Source organism: Sphingomonas sp. CARO-RG-8B-R24-01 (assembly GCF_022662295.1).
Lineage (GTDB): Bacteria > Pseudomonadota > Alphaproteobacteria > Sphingomonadales > Sphingomonadaceae > Sphingomonas.
Genome location: NZ_JAKNQI010000013.1, coordinates 84588 through 104309 on the forward strand (window position 1 = coordinate 84588; position 19722 = coordinate 104309).

Here is a 19722-nt window from a genome sequence, read left to right on the forward strand (position 1 = left end):
CCTCATGCGACCGTCGCGTTCGTGTCGAACGCCAACGGTCCCGTCGCTGGACGTTTGGTCGCGAATGCCTATATACCGCCCGGTATGAATAGCGTTTGCTCCACCCCGGCACCGAAAGGCAGGCCGCGCGAGTTCGACATCGACGAGGCGCTCGGGCAGGCGTTGCTCGTGTTCTGGCGCAACGGCTATGAGGCCGCGTCGATGGCCGAACTGACCAGCGCGATGGGAATCACCAAACCCAGCCTGTACGCTGCGTTCGGCAACAAGGAGGCGCTGTTCCACAAGGCGCTCGACCTCTACGAGCGTGAAAAGCTCGCCTACATGACCTCCGCCCTCGAGGCGCCCACCGCACGGGGCGTGGCGGAGCGCCTGCTCCACGGCGCGCTCGAGATGCAGATGAGCACCTGCGATCCCAAGGGTTGCCTCGGGGTGATCAGCGCCGCCACCTGTGGCGCGGAGGCCGAGCCGATCAAGGCCGAGGTAGTCAAGCGCCGGGCATCCTCGGAAGCCGCGCTGATTCGCCGGTTCGAACAGGCGCAGGCGGCGGGGGAACTCCCCGACGGCATGACCCCGGCCGCGCTCACCCGCTATCTGTTCGCGATCCTGCAGGGCATGGCGCTGCAGGGCGGGTCCGGCGCGACCTGCGTGCAGCTGAGCGAACTGGTCGCGACCAGCATGGCGGTCTGGCCGACGAAATAAGCGGTTTTCCGTTCGTCCCGCGATAATTATTCGGAACGGTATAGAATGCAGTTGACGCGCTGCATCCTCCCTTTATATACCGACTGGTACTGAAGCTGGTTCCTCCCGCGGCCCCGGCATCGACAGAAGGGTTACCGCCCATGATCACCACCGCCACCTGATCGTGCCTGCAGCGATGCTGCGTGTTTTTTCAATACGATAGACCCGTCCGGCACGGCACGACCGTGTTTGCGCCGCCGGGCCTTCACGCCTGCGACAGGTGCAACGTTGACGATGTTTCGTCCGCGCGAGGCCGTCGCTCGTCCCGATGACCGGCAAAGACCCAAAGGGGGAATTTTCCATGGCTTATTACGATATCGACCACCCGTTCGCCGCCCCCGTCGCCAGCCGCACCACGGCGAGCGCCGCGCCCCGGGCGAGTTTTTCCGCGCTCGAATGGAGCGTGATCGCCTTGTCGCAACGCGATTCGCTGGGAAGCCTGCGCACGCCCGGCCGGATGTCGCGCGCGCTCGGCGGCCTGTTCGGGCGCGGCGCCGCATCGCGGCTCGCCGACCCCAAGCTCGAGGCGCTGCGCCGCGCCGCGGTCTACGCCCGCCACCGTGGCTACGCCTTGCCCGTGACCGAAATCGCCAATTTCCACGAAAACGGTTTTTCCGAAGCGCAGATGGAGACGCTGGTCACCAGCGTCACCGGCCTGCGCGTCGGCCAGAACAGTCGGAGAGTCTCCGCATGAACATGATCACCCCGATCGAAACCGCGCAGGACAGCCGCGGAGCCATGGCGCGCCGGTCGCGCTGGCAGACACGCGGACTGATTCTCGTGCCCATCGCGATCGCCGGGGTGGTCGGCGTCAAGCTGTTCGACCATTCCGACGCGGTCGCCGCCGCGCCGCCCCCTGCTGCGGTCACGGTCGCCGCGCCGCTGGTCCGTCAGGTGAGCGAGTGGGACGATTATGTCGGCCGCTTCGCGCCGAGCCGTTCGGTCGAGGTGCGCCCGCGCGTCGCGGGTGAGGTGACCGGCGTGCATTTCCACGATGGCGACGTCGTGCAGCCGGGGCAGTTGCTGTTCACGATCGACGCGCGTCCCTTCGCCGCGGCGCTGGCGGAAGCGCGCGCCAACGAGGCGAGCGCGCAGAGTGCGCTGGTGCTCGCGCGCACCGACCTCGGCCGCGCGACGCGGCTGATCAAGGACGATGCGGTGTCCGCGGGCGAAGTCGATGCGCTCCGCGGCAAGCTCCAGGCCGCCCAGGCTGGGCTCGCCGCCGCGCAGGCGCGGGTTCGCGCGCGCGCGCTGGACGTGTCGTTCACCCAGATCCGTGCGCCGATCGGCGGGCGCATCTCGGACCGCAAGGTCGATGCGGGCAATCAGGTGGCGGGCGGCGAAGGCACCGGCGGCACCGTGCTCACCACGATCAACGCGCTCGACCCGATCTACTTCACCTTCGACGGATCGGAAGCCTTGTTCCTCAAGACGCAGCGCTCGCGCCAGCCGGGCGCCGCCGCCCCCACGGTCGAGATCCAGTTGCAGGACGAGACCAGCCACCGCTGGAAGGGCAAGCTCGACTTCACCGACAACGGCCTCGACACGCATTCGGGGACGATCCGCGGGCGCGCGGTGCTGCCCAATCCGGGGCTGTTCCTGACGCCGGGGATGTTCGGCAACATGCGCCTCGCCAGCGCCGGGACCAAACCCGCTTTGCTCGTCCCCGACGATGCGGTGCAGACCGATCAGGCGCGCAAGGTGCTGCTGACGGTCGACCGGAACAACGTCGTCACTGCCAAGCCGGTGGTGCTCGGCGCGGTGGTCGACGGGATGCGGGTGATCCGCTCGGGGGTTGGACCCAAGGACCGGATTATCATCAAGGGCACGCAAATGGCGATGCCGGGGGCCAAGGTCGCGCCGACACTGGGCAAGATCGCCGTGTCGACGGATACCGCCGCACCGACGGCGCAACCGATCGCGGGCGAAGCAACGCTGACCAAATAGCCGCCTTCTTCCCCGGCGAAGGCCGGGGCCCAGTAGAGATGCGCTCTCCGCTCTAAAAACTGCCGTTCCACACCTGGGCCCCGGCCTCCGCCGGGGAAGGCCGGGTCGTGGGCGCCGTCCAAGGACAAAATCCATGCGCTTCTCGCGCTTCTTCATCACCCGGCCGATCTTCGCCGGGGTCATCGCGGTGGTCATCACCATCGTCGGGCTGATCGCGTACATGGGCCTCCCCGTGTCACAATATCCCGACATCGTGCCCCCCACCGTCACCGTCAGCGCGGTCTATCCCGGCGCGTCCGCCGAGACGGTCGCGGAGACCGTTGCCGCGCCGATCGAGCAGGAAATCAACGGCGTCGACAACATGCTGTACCAGTCGTCGCAATCGACCGGCGACGGCAAGGTGACGATCACCGTCACCTTCAAGATCGGCACCAACCTCGATGCGGCACAGGTGCTCGTCCAGAACCGCGTCGCGGTCGCCGTCCCGCGGCTGCCCGAGGACGTCCAGCGTCTCGGCGTGGTGACGCGCAAGACCAGCCCCGACTTCCTGATGGTCGTCAACCTGGTCTCGCCCGACGGCTCGCTCGATCGCGGCTACATCTCCAATTACGCGCTGACGCAGGTCCGCGATCGCCTCAGCCGGATCGACGGCGTCGGCGACGTGCAACTGTTCGGCGCGCGCGATTATTCGATGCGCGTGTGGATCGACCCCGGCCGCGCCGCCGCGCTCAACCTGGCAGCAGGCGAAATCGTCGCCGCGCTGCGCGCGCAGAACGTCCAGGTCGCAGCGGGCACGCTCGGCCAGCCGCCTTATGCGACGGGGAACGCGTTCCAGCTCAACGTCGAAACGCAGGGCCGCCTCACCGACCCTAAGCAGTTCGCCGACGTGGTGATCCGCACCGACACCGACGGCCGTCAGGTCAAGGTGTCCGACGTCGCCCGTGTCGAGCTCGGCGCGCAGGATTATGGCGCGAACACCTATCTCAGCGGCAAGCCCACCGTCATCGCCGCGGTCTTCCAGCGCCCCGGCTCCAACGCGCTCGCCGCCGCGCAGGCGGTGTCCGCCGAGATGGAGACGATGTCGAAGAAATTCCCCAAGGGGCTCGCCTACAAGGTCATCTACAACCCGACCGAATTCATCGCCCAGTCGATCGACGCGGTGAAGCACACGCTGATCGAGGCGATGGTGCTGGTCGTGCTCGTCATCCTCGTTTTCCTCCAGAAGTGGCGTGCGGCGATCATCCCGATCGTCGCGATCCCGGTCTCGCTGATCGGCACCTTCGCGGTGCTCGCGGCGGTGGGGTATTCGCTAAACAACCTGTCGCTGTTCGGGCTGGTGCTCGCGATCGGGATCGTCGTCGATGACGCGATCGTCGTGGTCGAGAATGTCGAACGCAACCTCGAGCACGGCCTCTCCCCGCTCGATGCGGCGCGCAAGTCGATGGACGAAGTGTCGGGCGCGCTCGTCGCGATCGTGCTGGTGTTGTGCGCGGTGTTCATCCCGACCGTGTTCCTCACCGGACTGTCGGGCGCCTTCTATCGCCAGTTCGCGGTGACGATCTCGACCGCGACGATCATCTCGCTGCTGCTATCACTCACCTTGTCGCCAGCACTCGCGGCTATGCTGCTCAAGCCGCATACCGATGCGGGTTCGGGCGGTCGCCTGACTCGCCTCGTCCGCCGCGCGGGCGACGGCTTCAACCGCGGGTTCGAGCGGATGAGCACGGCTTATGGTCGCCTCACCTTCCGGCTCGTCAGCGCGCCGCGCCGGATGATGCTCGTCTATGGCGGCCTGATCGCGCTAACGGCCTTCGTCTTCACGGTGACGCCCGCGGGCTTCGTCCCCGCACAGGATCAGGGCTATTTCCTGACCGTGATCCAGCTCCCGCCTGGCTCCTCGGTCGAGCGCACCGACGCGGTGATGCAGAAGGTCGCCAAGCGCATCCTTCCGCTCGCGGGCGTGAAGGGCGCGGTGATGCTCGCGGGCTTCGATGGCCCGTCGCAGACGCTCGCGCCGAACAGCGCCGCCGCCTACATCCCGCTCAAGAGCTTCGAGGAACGCAAGAAGCTTGGCGTCACCTTCGCCGGGATCATGGCCGAAGCGCAAAAGGCGACCGCCGACATCAACGAAGCGCGATTGCTGATCGTGCCCCCACCGCTGATCCAGGGGATCGGCTCGGCGGGTGGCTATCGCCTGATGGTCCAGGACCAGCAGGGGCATGGCTATCAGGAGATGGGCAAGACCGCTTATGACCTGATCGGCAAGGCCAACCAGACCAAGGGCTTGGCGCAAGTCTATACCTTCTTCGACACCGCCACCCCGCGCATCTTCGCGGATGTCGATCGCACCAAGGCGAACATGCTGGGCGTGCCGCCAGAGCGCGTGTTCGAAGCGTTGCAGGTCTATCTCGGCTCGGCGTTCGTCAACGACTTCAATCTGTTGGGCTGCACCTACCGCGTCACCGCGCAGGCCGACTCGCCGTTCCGCAATACGACGGCGGACATCGCCAACCTCAAGACGCGCTCGAACACCGGGCAAATGGTCCCGATCGGGTCGGTCTCGACCTTCCGCGACAAGACCGGGCCGTACCGCGTCGTGCGCTACAACCTCTTCCCCGCGGTCGAAGTGGATGGCGACACCGCCAAGGGCTCGTCCTCGGGCCAGTCGCTGGTCGCGATGGAGAAGCTCGCCGATACCGCTCTGCCCACCGGCTATGCGCATGAATGGACCGGCATCGCCTATCAGCAGAAGTCGGCGGGGAGCACCGCCGCGCTCGTCTTCGGCATGGCGGTGGTGTTCGTCTTCCTCGTGCTCGCGGCGCAATATGAGAGCCTGACGCTCCCGCTCGCGATCATCCTGATCGTGCCGATGTGTCTGTTGGCCGCCATGACCGGCGTGAACCTGCGCGGCATGGACAATAACGTCCTCACCCAGATCGGCCTCGTCGTGCTGATCGCGCTCGCCGCCAAGAACGCGATCCTCGTGGTCGAGTTCGCGAAGCAGGCGGAGGAAGAGGATGGTCTCACGCCGATCGATGCCGCGGTCCGCGCCGCGACCGACCGTCTGCGCCCGATCCTGATGACGAGCTTCGCGTTCATCCTCGGCGCGGTGCCGCTGGTGATCGCCGAGGGGGCTGGCGCCGAGTTGCGCCAGGCGCTCGGGACGGCGGTGTTCTTCGGGATGATCGGCGTGACCGGCTTCGGCTTACTGTTCACCCCCACTTTCTACGTCGTCGCGCGGGCGCTGGCGAAGCGGCTTGAACGTCGCCCTGCCCCCCTGCCCGTCACGCCATATGGCCCCGTTGCGCCGCACGCGCTGCAGCCAGCCGAATAGGACCGCCCATGAAAACTTTCCTGCTCACCGGCCTCTCCGCACTTGCGCTCTCCGCATGCGCCGCCGGCCCCACCTACGTCGCGCCCCTGCCCCCGCCAACTGCCGCCGCGCCGTTCGTCTCGACGAGCGCGGCGACGATGACTGCCCCCGTCGACCAGAACTGGTGGCGAATGTACCGCGACCCGATCCTAGACGGTCTCGTCGCCGACGCACTCGCGACGAACACCGACCTGCGCGTCGCAGTCGCGCGGCTCGATACTGCGCGCGCATCGCTACGCGGTGCAAAGACCGACCGCGAACCGCAGGTGAATGCGGGCGCCAGCGGCACTTACGGGCGCGCCTCGCAATTGCAGAGCCTCCCCGGCTTTGCGCGCGAGCGGGCCACCTACGACGTCGGACTCGACGTCAGCTACGAGGTCGACCTGTCCGGCCGGGTCCGCCGAGGCGTCGAGGCGGCGCGCGGCGATGTCGGCGCGGCGCAGGCGGATGCCGATGCCGTCCGCGTCTCGATCGTCGCGGCGACGACGCGCGCCTATGTCGATGCCGCCTCGTCGGCCGAACGGCTCGCGGTCGCGCGGCGCATCGTCGACCTGCTCGATACGTCGACCACTTTGACCGGCAAGCGCGTCGATGCCGGGCGCGCGACCAAGCTAGACCAGTCGCGCATCGCCGCACTGCGCGACCAGCGCGCCGCGCTCATCCCGCAGATCGAAGCCGAGCGGCAGGCCGCACTGTTCCGGCTGGCGACGCTGACCGGCCGTACACCGCAGGCGCTTCCCGCGATCGCGGGTGCACGCACCACCACCCCGCGGATCGACCAGCCAATCCCGGTCGGTGACGGCGCGGCGCTCCTCGCGCGCCGCCCTGACGTCCGCGCTGCGGAGCGGCGCCTCGCCGCCGCCACCGCACGGATCGGGGTGGAGACGTCACAACTCTACCCGCAAATCTCGCTTGGCGGCTCGGTCGGCTCGACCGCGACGACGATCGGCGACGTCTTTACCGGAGGTCCGGTGCGCTGGCTGGTCGGGCCATTGCTCAACTGGACGCTGAACCAGTCGGCCGCGCGTGCGCGGATCGCGGGGGCCAAGGCCGAGACGCGCGGCGCGCTGGCGACCTTCGATGGCAGCGTGCTGACCGCACTCGAGGAAACCGAGACCGCGCTTTCTACCTACGCGCGCGAACTCGATCGCCGCACGCAGCTCCAGTCCGCGCGCGACAATGCCGCCACCGCCGCGCGCATTACCCGCGCGCGGCAGCGCGAAGGAACGATCGATTTTCTCGAGGTACTCGACGCAGAGCGCACCTTTGCCGATGCCGACGCCGAGCTCGCGAACGCCGATGCGCAGATCGCCGACGCGCAGATCGACCTGTTTCGCGCGCTCGGTGGAGGCTGGCAGACGCAGCGAAGCTGACGGCGCGGCCTTGGTGCCGGCTACGTCATGCGCCAATCGATCGATGCGCGCGCGGCCGCGCAACGGCATGTCGCAGGCCAGGCAGAGGCTTTCGTCCTGACGGGTGTCCGGCCAGGGCTGCCGGTATTGCCGTCATCACGGCAAACATCATAGCGATCTGTACCCCGAAATCGGCAGAGGGCGCGGATCCGACCAACGGCAGGAAAGCAATGACCAACGCCCGCCTGGTACCCCGGACGAACAGCCGATCCGCCGGATCCAGATGCGCTAGCGGCTGACGGAAGGCGTTGAGGATGAACAGGGCCAGCAATAGGCTGCCGATCAAACCCGTCGCGCAGAGGATCGCAACGATCCAGCTGGACGCCCGGGTCGAGCCGATGCCCAGCCCGAAGCCGCCGGTTGCCTTCAGGCCGTCGAGACTCACACTGTTCCAATAGGATCGCTCTTCATAGGATGAGCTGCCCGATTTCTGGAGGATCGCTGCGTCGAAAATCCGCAGCAACTGGCTGCCCACGTCGGGCAAGACGGTGACCATCAGGCCCAAGCCAACGGCCAGACCCGCCAGGACGAGGACGTTCGAACGAAGGATGCGCTGATCCAACGCAGTTCTACCAGCGACGGCCAGCACCACAGTGTCGCCGGCGAGAATCGCGAAGAGCAGGCAGATACCCATGATAGCGCCCGAAGACGTCGACAACGCTGCCATGAACAGGCACGACCAGCCGGTGAGCGCCGCCAATACCTGCCAGCCAGCGCTCAGCGTCTGTGCGGGACGGGCGAACAGGAGCGTGGCCGCGAACGAAAGCGTGGCATAGCCGAAGCTGGACGCCTCGGGCTGCAACCCGATCACGCGGCGCATGCCGGCCATGTCGGCGTTGCCCAACAGGGCGTAGGGAGCGGTTCGCAGCGGATCCAATATGGTGCTGCCATAGGTGAGCATGTCCGCCACCCCGCTCAGCACGATGGCCATTCCCCCCAGGATCAGCCCCTTACGGAAAATTTCGCGGCCCGATTGCTGGAGCAGCAGCAGATATGTCCCCAACGCGAGCAGGCAGGAATTCAACAAATACAAGGTCTGCGTGACATTCCCGAACCCCGGGGCGAGCGGGGTTTCCTGCTGGGTATTGAGGCCAATCGTCGGTGCCCCGCCAAATATCCGCGGCGCGACCACGGTCAGCGTCAAAGCGTAAAGGCAGAAGAAGGCAAGCAGACCGAGATGGCGCCAGTTCAAGGTTGCGTCCTGAAGATCGGCGGGAGCGCTCTTATACATCAATCGGACCACAATGATGGGTGAGATTATGATCACGGGAACAAAGGAGACGCCCTTGGTCACATCGAGGGGAATGACAGCAAATGTTACAAAGCTTATACTGATAAGGAATATGTACACGGCAATCCGTATCGGGCACCATATTGCTGCAAACGCGCATAGCCAGAATAGTGCCAGAACCATACTACCTCTTCACGATAGATCAGCTTGGGACCTTATAGCGGATGAACATCTTGCTGAACATGCCCAGCCAGCCGTCAGATCATCCCACTGGAGTGGGACGATTCGGCATGGAGCTTTCGCGCCAACTGATGGCTCGTCAACGGAACAGCTATTCCCTGCGATCTCAGTTCCGGCAATCGCAACTCGACCCTGCCTTTACTGCCATGAGGACCATCACGGCAATCAAACCCGTCAGCAAGCATGCCTTTGAAATGATCGGCAGTTCGCTCATGGCGCCGTTCGACCGTTCGGTCCGGACGATGGACCTGGTCGTCAATCTGGATCCGCTAGGTCTGTTCCTTGGCGCGGCGACCCGTATAACGATCGTTCACGACCTGTATTTTGCGGCCATGCCCGGACTGTACAGCCGCTTTGCCGTCGCCAAGGCCTGGCTGTTGCATCATATGGTATTGGGTCGCAGCAAGGTTATCGTGGCGATCTCGCAATCGACGGCGCGCGATATCAAGCGGCACTTCCCGCATCTGGCCGGTCGGGTTCGCGTCATTCTGTCCGACTCGACGATGCGCGCGGTGGCGGACTCCACATGGCTGACGCGCCTGAAAGCGCTGCGGTTCGTCCTGACGGTCGCCAACGCTACGCCGAACAAGAACCTCGAAACCCTTGCGAAAGCCTTTTGCATCGCCGCTGCGACCGATCCGGCGTTGATGCTCGTACACGCCGGGCGCGACGGCGATGATCGCATGCGGCGGGCCTTGGCCGAGCACGGGTATGCGGATCGCCTGATCCGGTACACGGGGATCACCGACGAGGAACTGGCCGCCTTGTACCAGTCAGCCCTATGTCTGGTGGTGCCGTCGCTGTACGAAGGGTTTTGCCTGCCGGTCATCGAGGCACAGCGGTACGGCTGCCCTGTGCTGTTCGCGGACGCGCCCGGTACTGCGGAAATCGGCGGGGACGGCGGCTTGCGATTCGATCCGCGCGACATCCAGGGCCTTGCTCAATTGCTCCAGCAAGTCCTGCACGCGCCTTTGTTGCGTGCCGAGCTCCGCGCGCGCGGATATCGCAACGCGCAACGATTTTCCTGGGAACGCGCGGCAGCGGCCTATGAGCAGCTTTTCGAAGACGTGGCGCTCGGCATCCCGATGATGTCACCCGTGGATCCGCCCGCGGTATAACCTCGCGCTATAACGTTGTGATCTTTGACGGGTGCAGGCCGCCGAAAACCATGTCGCGGAGTGCCAGCATATTGCCTTTCAGCCGACCGGAGCGATCGACCCAGGGTTCCGGGAACGCGGCGCGCGCGACGTTCATGCAGATGTTGCGCGCCATGAGCCGGACCGCGGCGGTCAAGCGCATCGTACCCTTGCGCCAAAGGTAGAGGGGGTTTGCCACCTGCGAATAACCCAGCCGCAACCCACTCGTGCGGCCGCTCTTGATGCCTTGATGAACACCAACAAAGGCGTTGGTGTAAGCAATCCTGCCGCGCCCGACGAGCCTGTACCCGAAGTCGACGTCCTCGAGCCACCCGTATAGCGGGAGTTGCTCGTCAAAACGCACGTCCCCGATCGCACTGGACCGATAGACCATGTTGCACCCGTAAAGCCCGCCGGGATGCTCGCGCAGCCAGACCGGCGGCCGTTGCGCGCGATCATATTCGCTTACCGTGGCCAAGGCGACGTCGTACGGGATGCCCGACCGATTGATCCCGTCCGCCAGCAAATGCCCCGACACTGCGATCAGATCCGGATTATCCTGAAACAGCATCGTAATATCTCGGACCATCGTGCGCGACGGGACATAATCGTCATCGAAGAACGCAATGATGTCGGCATTGCCAAGCGCTTGCTCCAGCCCGGCATTGCGCTGTACCGACGATCCCTTGGCGCTGAAGATGACCTCGCATCCCGCCGGAAACTGCCCGCCGTCCGGCAAGTCCGCAGGCGCGGATACGACCATATACAGCAGATCAGGTGGGCTAGTCTGGTCAGCGATGCGCTCTTTCCATTGCGCGAGGACCCCGGGCCGACCGACGCTCGCAATGACAATCGCCAAGGATAACCGATTTCCAGAGATCATGGTTTCCAGACTCTCGAGACGTGTGCGCCAAGGGGACCGAACCAGGTCTTCCGATACCACCGCTTACTGTCAAAGTTTATCGCAGAATGCCAATACAACCTTGCCTGGAACAGATTTTATGCACATTTCTACGGTATTTTCCGATATTTGTACTTAAGATTATGTACGTTTGTGGGGCAGCCTATTGGGAAGACATCGCGGCGAGGCGCGCTATGCCACCAAGCGCTTTACAGCACCGAACCTATGGCGCGACCATGGGCGGAACGCATCGGCTGGATCGCAAGGGCCCGAGGGCAACTGCAGCCTTAGTGGCCGGTAATGACCCGTTCCGCTTCCCGCGCGAGACGGCCGAGCGCAAGCAAGTCCGGTGCGGCCGTCCGAGGCACCATGTCGACCACGCACAGGGCGCCCAACGCATAGCCCGCGCGATTGACCAGCGGGATGCCGGCGTAGAAACGGACATACGGCGGGTTTGCAACCGTCGAAATGGTCGCATAACGCTCGTCTTGCTGCGCATCGAGGATAACGAGCGGCTCCCCCGGACGCAGAATCACGCGGTTGCAGATCGACGCGGAGCGCGGCGTTTCGGAAACGTCGATGCCGAGCCCGGCGGCGATCCACTGCCGATCGCGATCGATGATGGAGACAGACGCTATCGGCGCCTGTGCGATCGCCGCCGCCTGTTCGACGATCCGCTGCAATTCTCCTTCGCGCTCGCTGGTGGTCTGCCTGATGGCGTCGACGGCGCTTTGACGCTGCCGTTCGTGCGCGGCCCCAAATGGGGCACCCCAATGCTCTAACATCTTACGCTCCCGCACATCGGGTCGAGTATCCCCAAGTCGCTCAACGCCAATCTTGTCCAACCAAATCCGGCACCGATCCCTGCCGCCAGTCACCTCGTCTGCGCACGCAGTACCTCGGACCAATCGTAAGCCTGCGCGAAACCGTTGGAAATAGTCTAATTCATGGCACGATGGCCGAAGCTGTATTCAATTTGCCAATGCAGCGACGTGATCGATAAATGCCGCCATGCGGATCGTCTTGGTGACAAACACGTCCGCGCCCGCGGCCTTGCAGGATTCCTCATCCTGGCGGCCGCTCAGCACGGATATCGCCATGATCGGGATATGCCGCGTGAGCGGGCTGTTTTTGAGCTGACGGATAATATCCCGGCCATCGACATACGGTAATCGAATGTCGATAATGATTATATCCGGCTGCCGCGCCGCGGCCTCGCCATAAGCCATGCGTTCGTCAGCTACCGTCACCGTGCGATGACCGCCCTTCTCCAGCCAGGCCGCGAACAGCTTGCGGTGCAGTACGTTGTCTTCGATCAACAAGACTGTTTTTGTCATCGCTGCGCCCTCTCATGCCTTTCGCTGCAATAGGGACGACGACGGACCATTTGCAAGGCACGGAGAATAAACGGAATTTCGGACAGTCCTGAATAAGCCGCGCTTCGGGATCCGTCCGGCACCGCAGAGGACGTCGAAGCCCCGGCAAAATACCACGCCGCCGTCCGTCGGTGCCACCGGCCCTTTCTTGTCGGACTATTGACCCGGTCAGCCTCCGCCGGTTAGCTTTGAAATCGCTGCGCCCGTTGGGGGCGACAGGATGTGGGAGATTGAGGATGGACGGGACCGGACCGCGCGTTCTCCGTCGCCACGCCATGCTTGGCTCGGCCCTCATAGGGTCGACGATCCCGACGGCACGCCGCGGCGCATTCTGTCGAGTTGAACGCACGAAGCGTAAGCCCGCGACCAAATAGGGGAAAGACGATGCGAGCAAGTTCCGGAAACCGATGCTGGCACGGGATATTGGCAGGGCTATCGCTGGTCCTTGCGGTGCCTGCGACGGCGCAGGACGCCCGGATGGTGCCCACCCCCGCCCCTGCCGAGCCCAACGCGATCCGGCTGGACACTGGCGGTGTCGCTGGCTCCAGCGCGCCGGAAAGCTGGTTCAGTCAATATGGAGTTGCGATGGCGCGCAACGTCAGCACGGCGACCTTGACGCCGTTCCTGCCCGACCCCGCGAAGGCGACCGGCACGGCGGTGATCGTGGCACCGGGTGGCGGCTTCCTGATGTTGTCGATGGAGAATGAGGGTTGGCGCGTCGCGCGCGCATTGGCGGACCGCGGGATTGCCGCGTTCGTGCTGAAATATCGGCTGAAGCCTACCCCTCCAGCGATGCCGCAGTTCGAGCAGGCGGTGGCCGCGATGTTCGCCGGCGCGGGGCGGGCGACCACGCGCCTCCGCCCCGATGCAGCCGCCACCGGTCTCGCCGAGCCGATCGCGGACGCGCAAGCGGCCTTCGCGCTCGTCCGCGCGCATGCGCGCGAATGGCATGTCGACCCAGCGCGGGTGGGGATGATGGGGTTTTCCGCCGGCGCGATGACGACGATGGCAACCGCGCTCAAGGCACCCGAGCTCCGCCCGGCCTTCCTCGCACCGATCTACGGGTCGATGGAGCCAGTCGTCGTCCGCCCCGATGCCCCGCCGCTGTTTGCCGTGCTCGCCGCCGACGACCCGCTGTTTGCCCGCAAGGGACTCGGCCTTATCGATTCCTGGCGGCAAGCGAACCGGCCGGTCGAGTTCCACCTGTACGGGCAGGGCGGACACGGGTTCGGTCTCGGCAAGCGCGATACGACCAGCACCGGTTGGTTCGCTGCCTTCATCGCCTGGCTCGACATGAACGGACTACTCAAGCCGGGCGCTGGAGACGCGAAACCATGACCGGACGTTTCGAGGTCGGGCTTTGCACGGGTAGCACCGGCTCCGCCCGCGGGCGCTCGATGGCATCGGTTTGTGTTGCGGGATGCTGCTGAGACACTTGATGGAGACGACAGAGAAACCGCTCGTGGTGACCAGCGGCAGCGATGCCCCGGCAGAGTCCGAAACGCCCGCACGCCAGCCGCGCGGCAAGGGCCGTCGATTGCGCGGTGCGATCGCGCACAAATTGGGCGTGGCAATCCTCTCGGGAGAATTCGCGCCGGGCGAAACACTGTCCAGCGAGATCGTCTTCGCCGAGTCGCTCGACGTATCCCGCAGCGCGTATCGCGAGGCGATCCAGGTCCTGATCGCAAAGGGGCTGGTCGAGAGTCGCCCCAAGGCGGGAACCCGCGTGCTCCCCCGCGAGCGGTGGAACCTGCTCGACCCCGACGTGCTGGCCTGGGCATTCGCCGGCGAGCCTGATCCGCAACTGGTCCGCAGCCTGTTCGAGCTGCGGTTGATCATCGAACCCGCCGCGGCCGGGCTGGCCGCAACCAACCGCGATCGTGGCGACCTCAGGCTGATGAAGGACGCGCTCGCGGCGATGCGTCGCCATTCGCTTGCGACGGATCTCGGCCGGGCGGCGGATCGACAGTTTCACGATGCGATCCTGCGGGCAACGCGGAACGACGCACTCGGCGTGCTGAGCGCGTCGATCGGGGCGGCAGTCAGCTGGACCACGCAGTTCAAGCAGCGCCTTCGGGCCCTGCCCCGTAATCCGATTCCGGACCATGTGCTCGTCTACGACGCGATCGTCGCCGCAAATCCCGATGCCGCCAGGGCGGCGATGCACCGCTTGGTCGAGCTCGCACTGGAAGACACACAAAGCGCAATGGCGGGCTGAAACTATCCGGTTTGCCGATGACATCGACGGAGCAGTTGCGCACAAGACAGGCATGCCTTGCGCGAAAGGACATTCTACAGTTGTAATAGCACCAACACGCCAAAAGCGGTTCTTATTTTTATAAAAGGATGCAAAGTTTTCTTGTCACTTATGATTTTTAGATAGATATTCGTGAATAATGCATCAACTTTTGTCAGAAAATGGCAGTCGTTGAATGCTGCAACAAGCTATCCACAGGTCCTGTACGGCATGCGCTTCCACACCGACGTTTCTCTCGATGCCACCGCCGGAGAGAACCGGATCACGCAACAGACGCGTCGGGAGGCCGCAAGCCGACCGAGCGCCTTCGCGCAGGATGGCCATGCCATCGGGACCTCATTCGAAAGATCGTAGCACGCGGATGACCCGCGACCCAACCGCCGGACATTCTCGTCCCTGACCCGAGGTATACCATGGCATCGACTGTCTCGCGCGCGTTCCGTACCCTCCTGCTGGTCGGGGCAGCCCTAGCGCCCTTGTCGGTACAGGCACAGGACAAGGAGACCGCGTCCGACGCCAGCGCCGCCGGCGCGCCGCGGATCGCGGCCGATCGCATGGCGGCAACGCTGGTCGCACGACTGACGCTCGACGAAAAGCTCGACCAACTGCTGAATACCGCGCCCGCCATCAACCGGCTGGGCGTCCCGGCCTATAATTGGTGGACCGAGTCGCTGCATGGTGCGCTGGGCGCTCTCCCAACGACCAATTTCCCCGAACCGATCGGGCTGGCGGCGACGTTCGATGCCCCGCTCCTGCACGACGTTGCCGCTACGATCAGTACCGAAGTGCGTGGCCTGCATACGCTCGCCCGCCAGACCGGGCGGATGGGCCGGATCGGCACGGGGCTCGACACCTGGTCCCCCAACATCAACATCTTCCGTGACCCACGTTGGGGTCGCGGGCAAGAGACCTACGGCGAGGATCCGTATCTTGCCGCGCACATGGGGGTCGCCTTCGTCACCGGCATGCAGGGCCCCGACCCCGATCTGCCCGACGTCATCGCCAGCCCCAAGCATTTTGCGGTCCATAGCGGTCCAGAATCGACGCGGCACGCCGCCAACGTCTATGTCTCTCCGCATGATCTGGAGGATACTTACCTCCCCGCCTTCCGGGCTGCGGTGGTGGAAGGACGGGCGGGATCGATCATGTGCGCCTACAATCGCATCGACGGTCAGCCCGCCTGCGCCAATGACCTGCTACTGAAGGAGCACCTGCGCGGCGCGTGGGGCTTCAAGGGCTATGTCGTATCCGACTGTGACGCGGTGAAGGACATTAGTGACGGCCATCATTATGCCCCGGACGGCGCCGCTGCGGCCGCGGCAGCGTTGAAAGCCGGGGTCGACAATGAGTGCAACACCGCAACGCTGACCGACACCGACGGGCTCGGCGAGCGCTATCGCGCCGCGTTGAAGCGCGGGTTGATTTCGGAGGCCGATATCGACCGGACGCTCGTGCGGCTGTTCTCGGCGCGCTACCGCAATGGGGACCTGGCGGGGATCCGCCCCGTCAGTGCGGTGAGCCCGAGCCAGATCGATACGCCGGCGCATCGCGCGTTGGCGCTCGCGGCTTCGGAACGGAGCCTGGTCCTGCTCAAGAATGCGGGCGTGCTTCCGTTGAAGCCAGGGGTCAGGATCGCGGTCATCGGCCCGCTGGGTGACGCCACGCGGGTGCTGCGCGGCAATTATTCCTCTGCCCTGTCCGCGCCGCCGATCTCGATCGCCGACGGGCTGCGGCAGGCAATCCCGGGGGCGACCGTCACGGTCGTGCCGTTCGGTCCGTCGTTCACCGACGGGGACCGTGTCCCGACGTCGGCACTCCGCGCGCCCGACGGCCAGCCCGGGCTGCTTGCACGCTATTACAACCCCGTCACGCCGCCGCCCAAACGGTTTGCGCCTGGCAGTTTCGGCGAAGCGACCAAGGCGATGCGGTTCGCAACCAAGCCCGTCGCGACCCGACGCGAGCCCGACGTCGCCGCAAGAAGCCTGGATCTCGTCAAGGTTTCGGATCATCACCGTGTCGTATGGACGGGCTTCCTCGTGCCGCCCGCCACCGGTACCTATCGGCTCGGCCTGACGGGCTTTGCCGGCTCGATGACCCTGAATGGTGCTGCGTTCGTCGACTTGACCAAGGCTGGCTATGGCAGCCTGCCGACCATGAAGGTTCTTCAGCTCGAAGCGGGGCATCGTTATCCGATCACTGTAACCGGCGACGAGCATGTGCTGTCCGGCATCGACCTGGTGTGGAAACGCATCGCGCCCGACCCCGCAGCCGCGCTCAAGGCCGCGGCCGCGGATGCCGACGTCCTCGTGGCCGCGGTCGGCCTGACCTCCGATCTCGAGGCCGAGGAAACGAGCGTTACGGTGCCCGGCTTTGCGGGGGGAGACAAGACGACACTCGACCTGCCGGCCGACCAGCAGGCGCTGCTCGAACAGGCACGCGCGAGCGGCAAGCCGGTGATCGTCGTCGCAATGAACGGCAGCCCGATCAACCTGGCCTGGGCAAAGGACAATGCCGCGGCGATCCTCGAGGCCTGGTATCCCGGCCAGTCGGGCGGACTGGCGATCGGCAACGTGCTGTCCGGTAAAGTCAACCCGGCGGGACGCCTGCCGCTGACCTTCTATCGCAGCCTCGCAGACCTGCCCCCGTTCGGCGATTACGCGATGGCGGGCCGGACCTATCGCTATTTCACCGGCACCCCGGTCTATCCCTTCGGGTACGGGCTCAGCTACACGAGCTTCGCCTACGCCCCGCTTACGCTCACACCAGCGACAGGCGGTGCGGAACACGGGCTTCGCGTGACGACCGAGGTCCGCAATACGGGCAAGCGCGCGGGCGACGAGGTCGTGCAGCTGTACCTCACCTTCCCCGACGTACCCGGTGCGCCACGCGTGGCGCTGCGCGGGTATCAGCGGATCGCGCTGGCCCCCGGCGAAAGGCGCGGCGTGACCTTCGATCTTTCCCCGCGCGACCTCAGTGCCGTGACCGCCGACGGCACGCGTCAGGTCATGGCCGGGCAATTCCGGGTCAGCGTTGGCTCGGGCCAGCCCGATACCGACGTTCCGGTACGATCGGCCAATTTCCGGACCAGCCGGGTAGAGCCCTTGCCGCTGTGAAAACCGTACGGTGCAATCCTGCCGCGAGCAGCGAAAGCCTTTTCGCGGCCGTGCGCAGGATGCAGCCGTCAGGCGCGATCCGCGCGCTCAGACGGACCTGGTGCGATCGGCCTTGCCCACGGCAACCTCGATGGCGCCTGGAGCCACCTTTGCGGTAACGGGCGTACAGGCGAGCACCTCGCCATCGATCGAAATGCGTTGTGGTGGATCGATCGTGATCTGGAAACACTTGCCGACGAAATCGCGGCTGCATGCGTCCTTGTCGCGAAGCTTGAAGAACTTGGCGTACCAGTCGCGGGCCAAGGCGACCTTGCTCTGACCCACCACCGCCTGGACCAGCAGCTCCCGCGTCCCGACATCGGCATGATCCGACAGCGCCACTCCGCCATGATGCCGTCCATTGAGAATTCTTAGCTCCGTTGCCCAAAGCGTTTCGCGCTGCGTCCCATCGTCCACCGTGAGCCGGAACGCCCGAAAGCGGATCGAGCATTTCACCGCCCACAGCAGATAGCCGACGCGTCCGGCATAGCGCTTGAGCGCGTGCGGCACGGTTTCGCCGATCATCGTCGACAGCCCGATCGACGCACCGTTGACGAAATAATCGTCGTCGATCATTCCCAGGTCGATCCGACGCCGCTCGCCATGCGCGATGACATCGATCGCCCCGTCGAGATCAAGCGGCAGACGCAACGACCGCGCGAAGCTGTTTGCGGTCCCGAGGGGCAGGACCGCGAATACGCAGTCCGTGCCGACCAGTTGATCGACAACGCCGGAAAGCGATCCGTCCCCGCCGCCGACGATGACCATCGGGGCACCGCTGGCGACGACGGTGCGCATGGTTTGCTCCATGTCGGCGGGATCTTGCACGGCGTGGGCGCTTCGCAGCACCACGCCCGCCGCGGTCAGCTTGGCGCGCGCGGTCTCGAACAGATCCTGCCCCTTTCGCGAATGGGCATTGACGATCAGCGCGGCTTCGCGTGGCAAGGGTCTTGTTTCCATCCCGCAACAACACGCGAGACACGCTGTGGCTCCGAGCGGCCGCGCTTTCGTCATGCGACGGCCCCGTCCGCCACCACGACAAGCCCATGCTGCGATGAGCGCCACACACGTCTGAACCGAGGATGGATAGATACCGCTGTCATATGGCCCCTGGAACAACTCGGCGCAGCTGCGTTGCATTTCGGCGCAGACCCATTGCCCATCTTCATGGTGGGAATAGCTTGATGGTGTTGGGGGCGTTGTGCGAGTCGGCTCACATCAAGGGACGATCGTGATCACGCCTCGCCGTCGGGAGAGCAGTCATGGACCTTCGTGCCAGTGAAACGGCCGTGGAGCCGCAAGCCATCCTCGTGCGCGTCGATGCAGACACGCTACCACCTTCCTCGATCGAGCAGGTCGTGCTCGACCTGTCCAAATTTCATAACGGACGTTGGGCGTTGCAGCTCGACGCCGCGTTCGCGCATCGCGATACGTCCGTGGTCATTCTGGCGGTGGGGCTCGCATGCCTGGCGGTATCCTGGTGGGCACAATTGTCGCCGCGCAGTTATCTGCGATCAGTGCGGGGCGCCGTCTTCGACTCACCCTTGTCGATCGATCTCCACCACGTCGCGGCAGCTGCGAGCATTCGAACGGGACCAATCTATCGGCTGCCCTTTCCGTCGATCGTCGTCAGCGACACGACGTTCCAGGTCGAAGAGGTGCTGGCACTCGCCGACAAATGGGGCAGCCAGTTCGTCGCCACGGCACCCGCAACGGTCGGCGACCCAACCAACCGCCATGCCCGTTCGGACGTCGCCGAAATGTTGCTGTCGCATGCTCGGCTACTGGAACGGGCCCCGGCGGGACAGCCGAGGCTGGCCAGTCTGACCGTGCCCGATCCCACGGCAATCGACCGGGCATCGTAGGTCCGCGCACGGGCGTAGCGTCGCCCGGGGCGGCACAATTGTCATGCGTTCATGCGGAACTGTCACCGTTTATTGACAGCCGATCCGCCTGCTC

15 protein-coding genes are annotated in these 19722 nt (G+C 65.1%); 10 read left to right on the plus strand and 5 right to left on the minus strand.

Annotated elements, in window-relative coordinates:
• Positions 1-84 precede the first annotated feature (84 nt).
• The 5 genes from L8G49_RS20265 to L8G49_RS20285 all read left to right on the plus strand — a co-directional run bounded on the left by L8G49_RS20265 (position 85) and on the right by L8G49_RS20285 (position 7431).
• Complete coding sequence (locus tag L8G49_RS20265; protein WP_242140364.1) at positions 85-699, plus strand: TetR/AcrR family transcriptional regulator; 615 nt, start codon at positions 85-87, stop codon at positions 697-699.
• A gap of 340 nt (positions 700-1039) precedes the next feature.
• The gene (locus L8G49_RS20270) at positions 1040-1432 is read left to right on the plus strand and encodes a hypothetical protein (RefSeq protein ID WP_242140363.1); all 393 of its coding nucleotides are present in this window, start codon (positions 1040-1042) and stop codon (positions 1430-1432) included.
• On the plus strand, positions 1429-2685 hold the full coding sequence (locus L8G49_RS20275) for an efflux RND transporter periplasmic adaptor subunit (protein ID WP_242187756.1): 1257 nt from the start codon (positions 1429-1431) through the stop codon (positions 2683-2685). The genes L8G49_RS20270 and L8G49_RS20275 overlap by 4 nt, the downstream gene beginning before the upstream one ends.
• 133 nt (positions 2686-2818) lie before the next feature.
• Positions 2819-6019 carry a multidrug efflux RND transporter permease subunit gene (locus L8G49_RS20280; protein WP_242187757.1) on the plus strand — a complete coding sequence of 1067 codons (3201 nt, stop codon included), beginning with the start codon at positions 2819-2821 and terminating at the stop codon, positions 6017-6019.
• An 8-nt stretch (positions 6020-6027) separates the two neighbouring features.
• Positions 6028-7431, plus strand: a complete 1404-nt coding sequence (locus tag L8G49_RS20285) for a TolC family protein (protein ID WP_242187758.1) — start codon at positions 6028-6030, stop codon at positions 7429-7431.
• 25 nt (positions 7432-7456) lie between these two features.
• Here the strand turns inward: L8G49_RS20285 and L8G49_RS20290 are convergent, their stop codons facing one another.
• Positions 7457-8764, minus strand: a complete 1308-nt coding sequence (locus L8G49_RS20290; RefSeq protein WP_242187759.1) for a hypothetical protein — start codon at positions 8762-8764, stop codon at positions 7457-7459.
• A 179-nt stretch (positions 8765-8943) separates the two neighbouring features.
• On the opposite strand from L8G49_RS20290, the gene L8G49_RS20295 reads away from it, so the two are divergent.
• Positions 8944-10059, plus strand: coding sequence for a glycosyltransferase family 1 protein (locus tag L8G49_RS20295; RefSeq protein ID WP_242187760.1), 1116 nt, complete (start codon positions 8944-8946; stop codon positions 10057-10059).
• A 7-nt stretch (positions 10060-10066) separates the two neighbouring features.
• Here the strand turns inward: L8G49_RS20295 and L8G49_RS20300 are convergent, their stop codons facing one another.
• The 3 genes from L8G49_RS20300 to L8G49_RS20310 all read right to left on the minus strand — a co-directional run bounded on the left by L8G49_RS20300 (position 10067) and on the right by L8G49_RS20310 (position 12315).
• Positions 10067-11020, minus strand: a complete 954-nt coding sequence (locus L8G49_RS20300; RefSeq protein WP_242187761.1) for a glycosyltransferase — start codon at positions 11018-11020, stop codon at positions 10067-10069.
• Positions 11021-11265: 245 nt separating this feature from the next.
• Positions 11266-11823, minus strand: a complete 558-nt coding sequence (locus L8G49_RS20305; RefSeq protein WP_242140356.1) for a GAF domain-containing protein — start codon at positions 11821-11823, stop codon at positions 11266-11268.
• Between the two features lie 126 nt (positions 11824-11949).
• Positions 11950-12315, minus strand: coding sequence for a response regulator (locus L8G49_RS20310; RefSeq protein ID WP_242187762.1), 366 nt, complete (start codon positions 12313-12315; stop codon positions 11950-11952).
• A 423-nt stretch (positions 12316-12738) separates the two neighbouring features.
• Here L8G49_RS20310 and L8G49_RS20315 point away from each other — a divergent pair, with 423 nt between their 5' ends.
• The 3 genes from L8G49_RS20315 (at position 12739) to L8G49_RS20325 (ending at position 17724) form a co-directional block, all read left to right on the plus strand.
• Entirely contained in the window at positions 12739-13692 is a 954-nt protein-coding gene (locus tag L8G49_RS20315) for an alpha/beta hydrolase (RefSeq protein ID WP_242187763.1), read from the plus strand.
• A gap of 100 nt (positions 13693-13792) precedes the next feature.
• The gene (locus tag L8G49_RS20320; protein ID WP_242187764.1) at positions 13793-14572 is read left to right on the plus strand and encodes a FadR/GntR family transcriptional regulator; all 780 of its coding nucleotides are present in this window, start codon (positions 13793-13795) and stop codon (positions 14570-14572) included.
• A gap of 452 nt (positions 14573-15024) precedes the next feature.
• Positions 15025-17724: a glycoside hydrolase family 3 C-terminal domain-containing protein gene (locus tag L8G49_RS20325; protein WP_242187765.1), complete on the plus strand. Its 2700-nt coding sequence runs from the start codon at positions 15025-15027 to the stop codon at positions 17722-17724.
• A gap of 87 nt (positions 17725-17811) precedes the next feature.
• On the opposite strand, the gene L8G49_RS20330 is transcribed toward L8G49_RS20325, so the two are convergent.
• Entirely contained in the window at positions 17812-18723 is a 912-nt protein-coding gene (locus L8G49_RS20330; RefSeq protein WP_242140351.1) for a diacylglycerol kinase family protein, read from the minus strand.
• Between the two features lie 302 nt (positions 18724-19025).
• Here L8G49_RS20330 and L8G49_RS20335 point away from each other — a divergent pair, with 302 nt between their 5' ends.
• Positions 19026-19628, plus strand: a complete 603-nt coding sequence (locus L8G49_RS20335) for an alpha/beta hydrolase (RefSeq protein ID WP_242187766.1) — start codon at positions 19026-19028, stop codon at positions 19626-19628.
• Positions 19629-19722 lie beyond the last annotated feature (94 nt).

Bases quoted from the DNA above. Each gene is read 5' to 3' on its own strand.
- L8G49_RS20320 (WP_242187764.1), top strand. From the start codon at position 13,793: ATGGAGACGACAGAGAAACCGCTCGTGGTGACCAGCGGCAGCGATGCC.
- L8G49_RS20325 (WP_242187765.1), top strand. From the start codon at position 15,025: ATGGCATCGACTGTCTCGCGCGCGTTCCGTACCCTCCTGCTGGTCGGG.
- L8G49_RS20285 (WP_242187758.1), top strand. From the start codon at position 6,028: ATGAAAACTTTCCTGCTCACCGGCCTCTCCGCACTTGCGCTCTCCGCA.
- L8G49_RS20270 (WP_242140363.1), top strand. From the start codon at position 1,040: ATGGCTTATTACGATATCGACCACCCGTTCGCCGCCCCCGTCGCCAGC.
- L8G49_RS20280 (WP_242187757.1), top strand. From the start codon at position 2,819: ATGCGCTTCTCGCGCTTCTTCATCACCCGGCCGATCTTCGCCGGGGTC.
- L8G49_RS20310 (WP_242187762.1), bottom strand. From the start codon at position 12,315: ATGACAAAAACAGTCTTGTTGATCGAAGACAACGTACTGCACCGCAAG.
- L8G49_RS20315 (WP_242187763.1), top strand. From the start codon at position 12,739: ATGCGAGCAAGTTCCGGAAACCGATGCTGGCACGGGATATTGGCAGGG.
- L8G49_RS20330 (WP_242140351.1), bottom strand. From the start codon at position 18,723: ATGGAAACAAGACCCTTGCCACGCGAAGCCGCGCTGATCGTCAATGCC.
- L8G49_RS20275 (WP_242187756.1), top strand. From the start codon at position 1,429: ATGAACATGATCACCCCGATCGAAACCGCGCAGGACAGCCGCGGAGCC.
- L8G49_RS20295 (WP_242187760.1), top strand. From the start codon at position 8,944: ATGCCCAGCCAGCCGTCAGATCATCCCACTGGAGTGGGACGATTCGGC.
- L8G49_RS20335 (WP_242187766.1), top strand. From the start codon at position 19,026: ATGGACCTTCGTGCCAGTGAAACGGCCGTGGAGCCGCAAGCCATCCTC.
- L8G49_RS20265 (WP_242140364.1), top strand. From the start codon at position 85: ATGAATAGCGTTTGCTCCACCCCGGCACCGAAAGGCAGGCCGCGCGAG.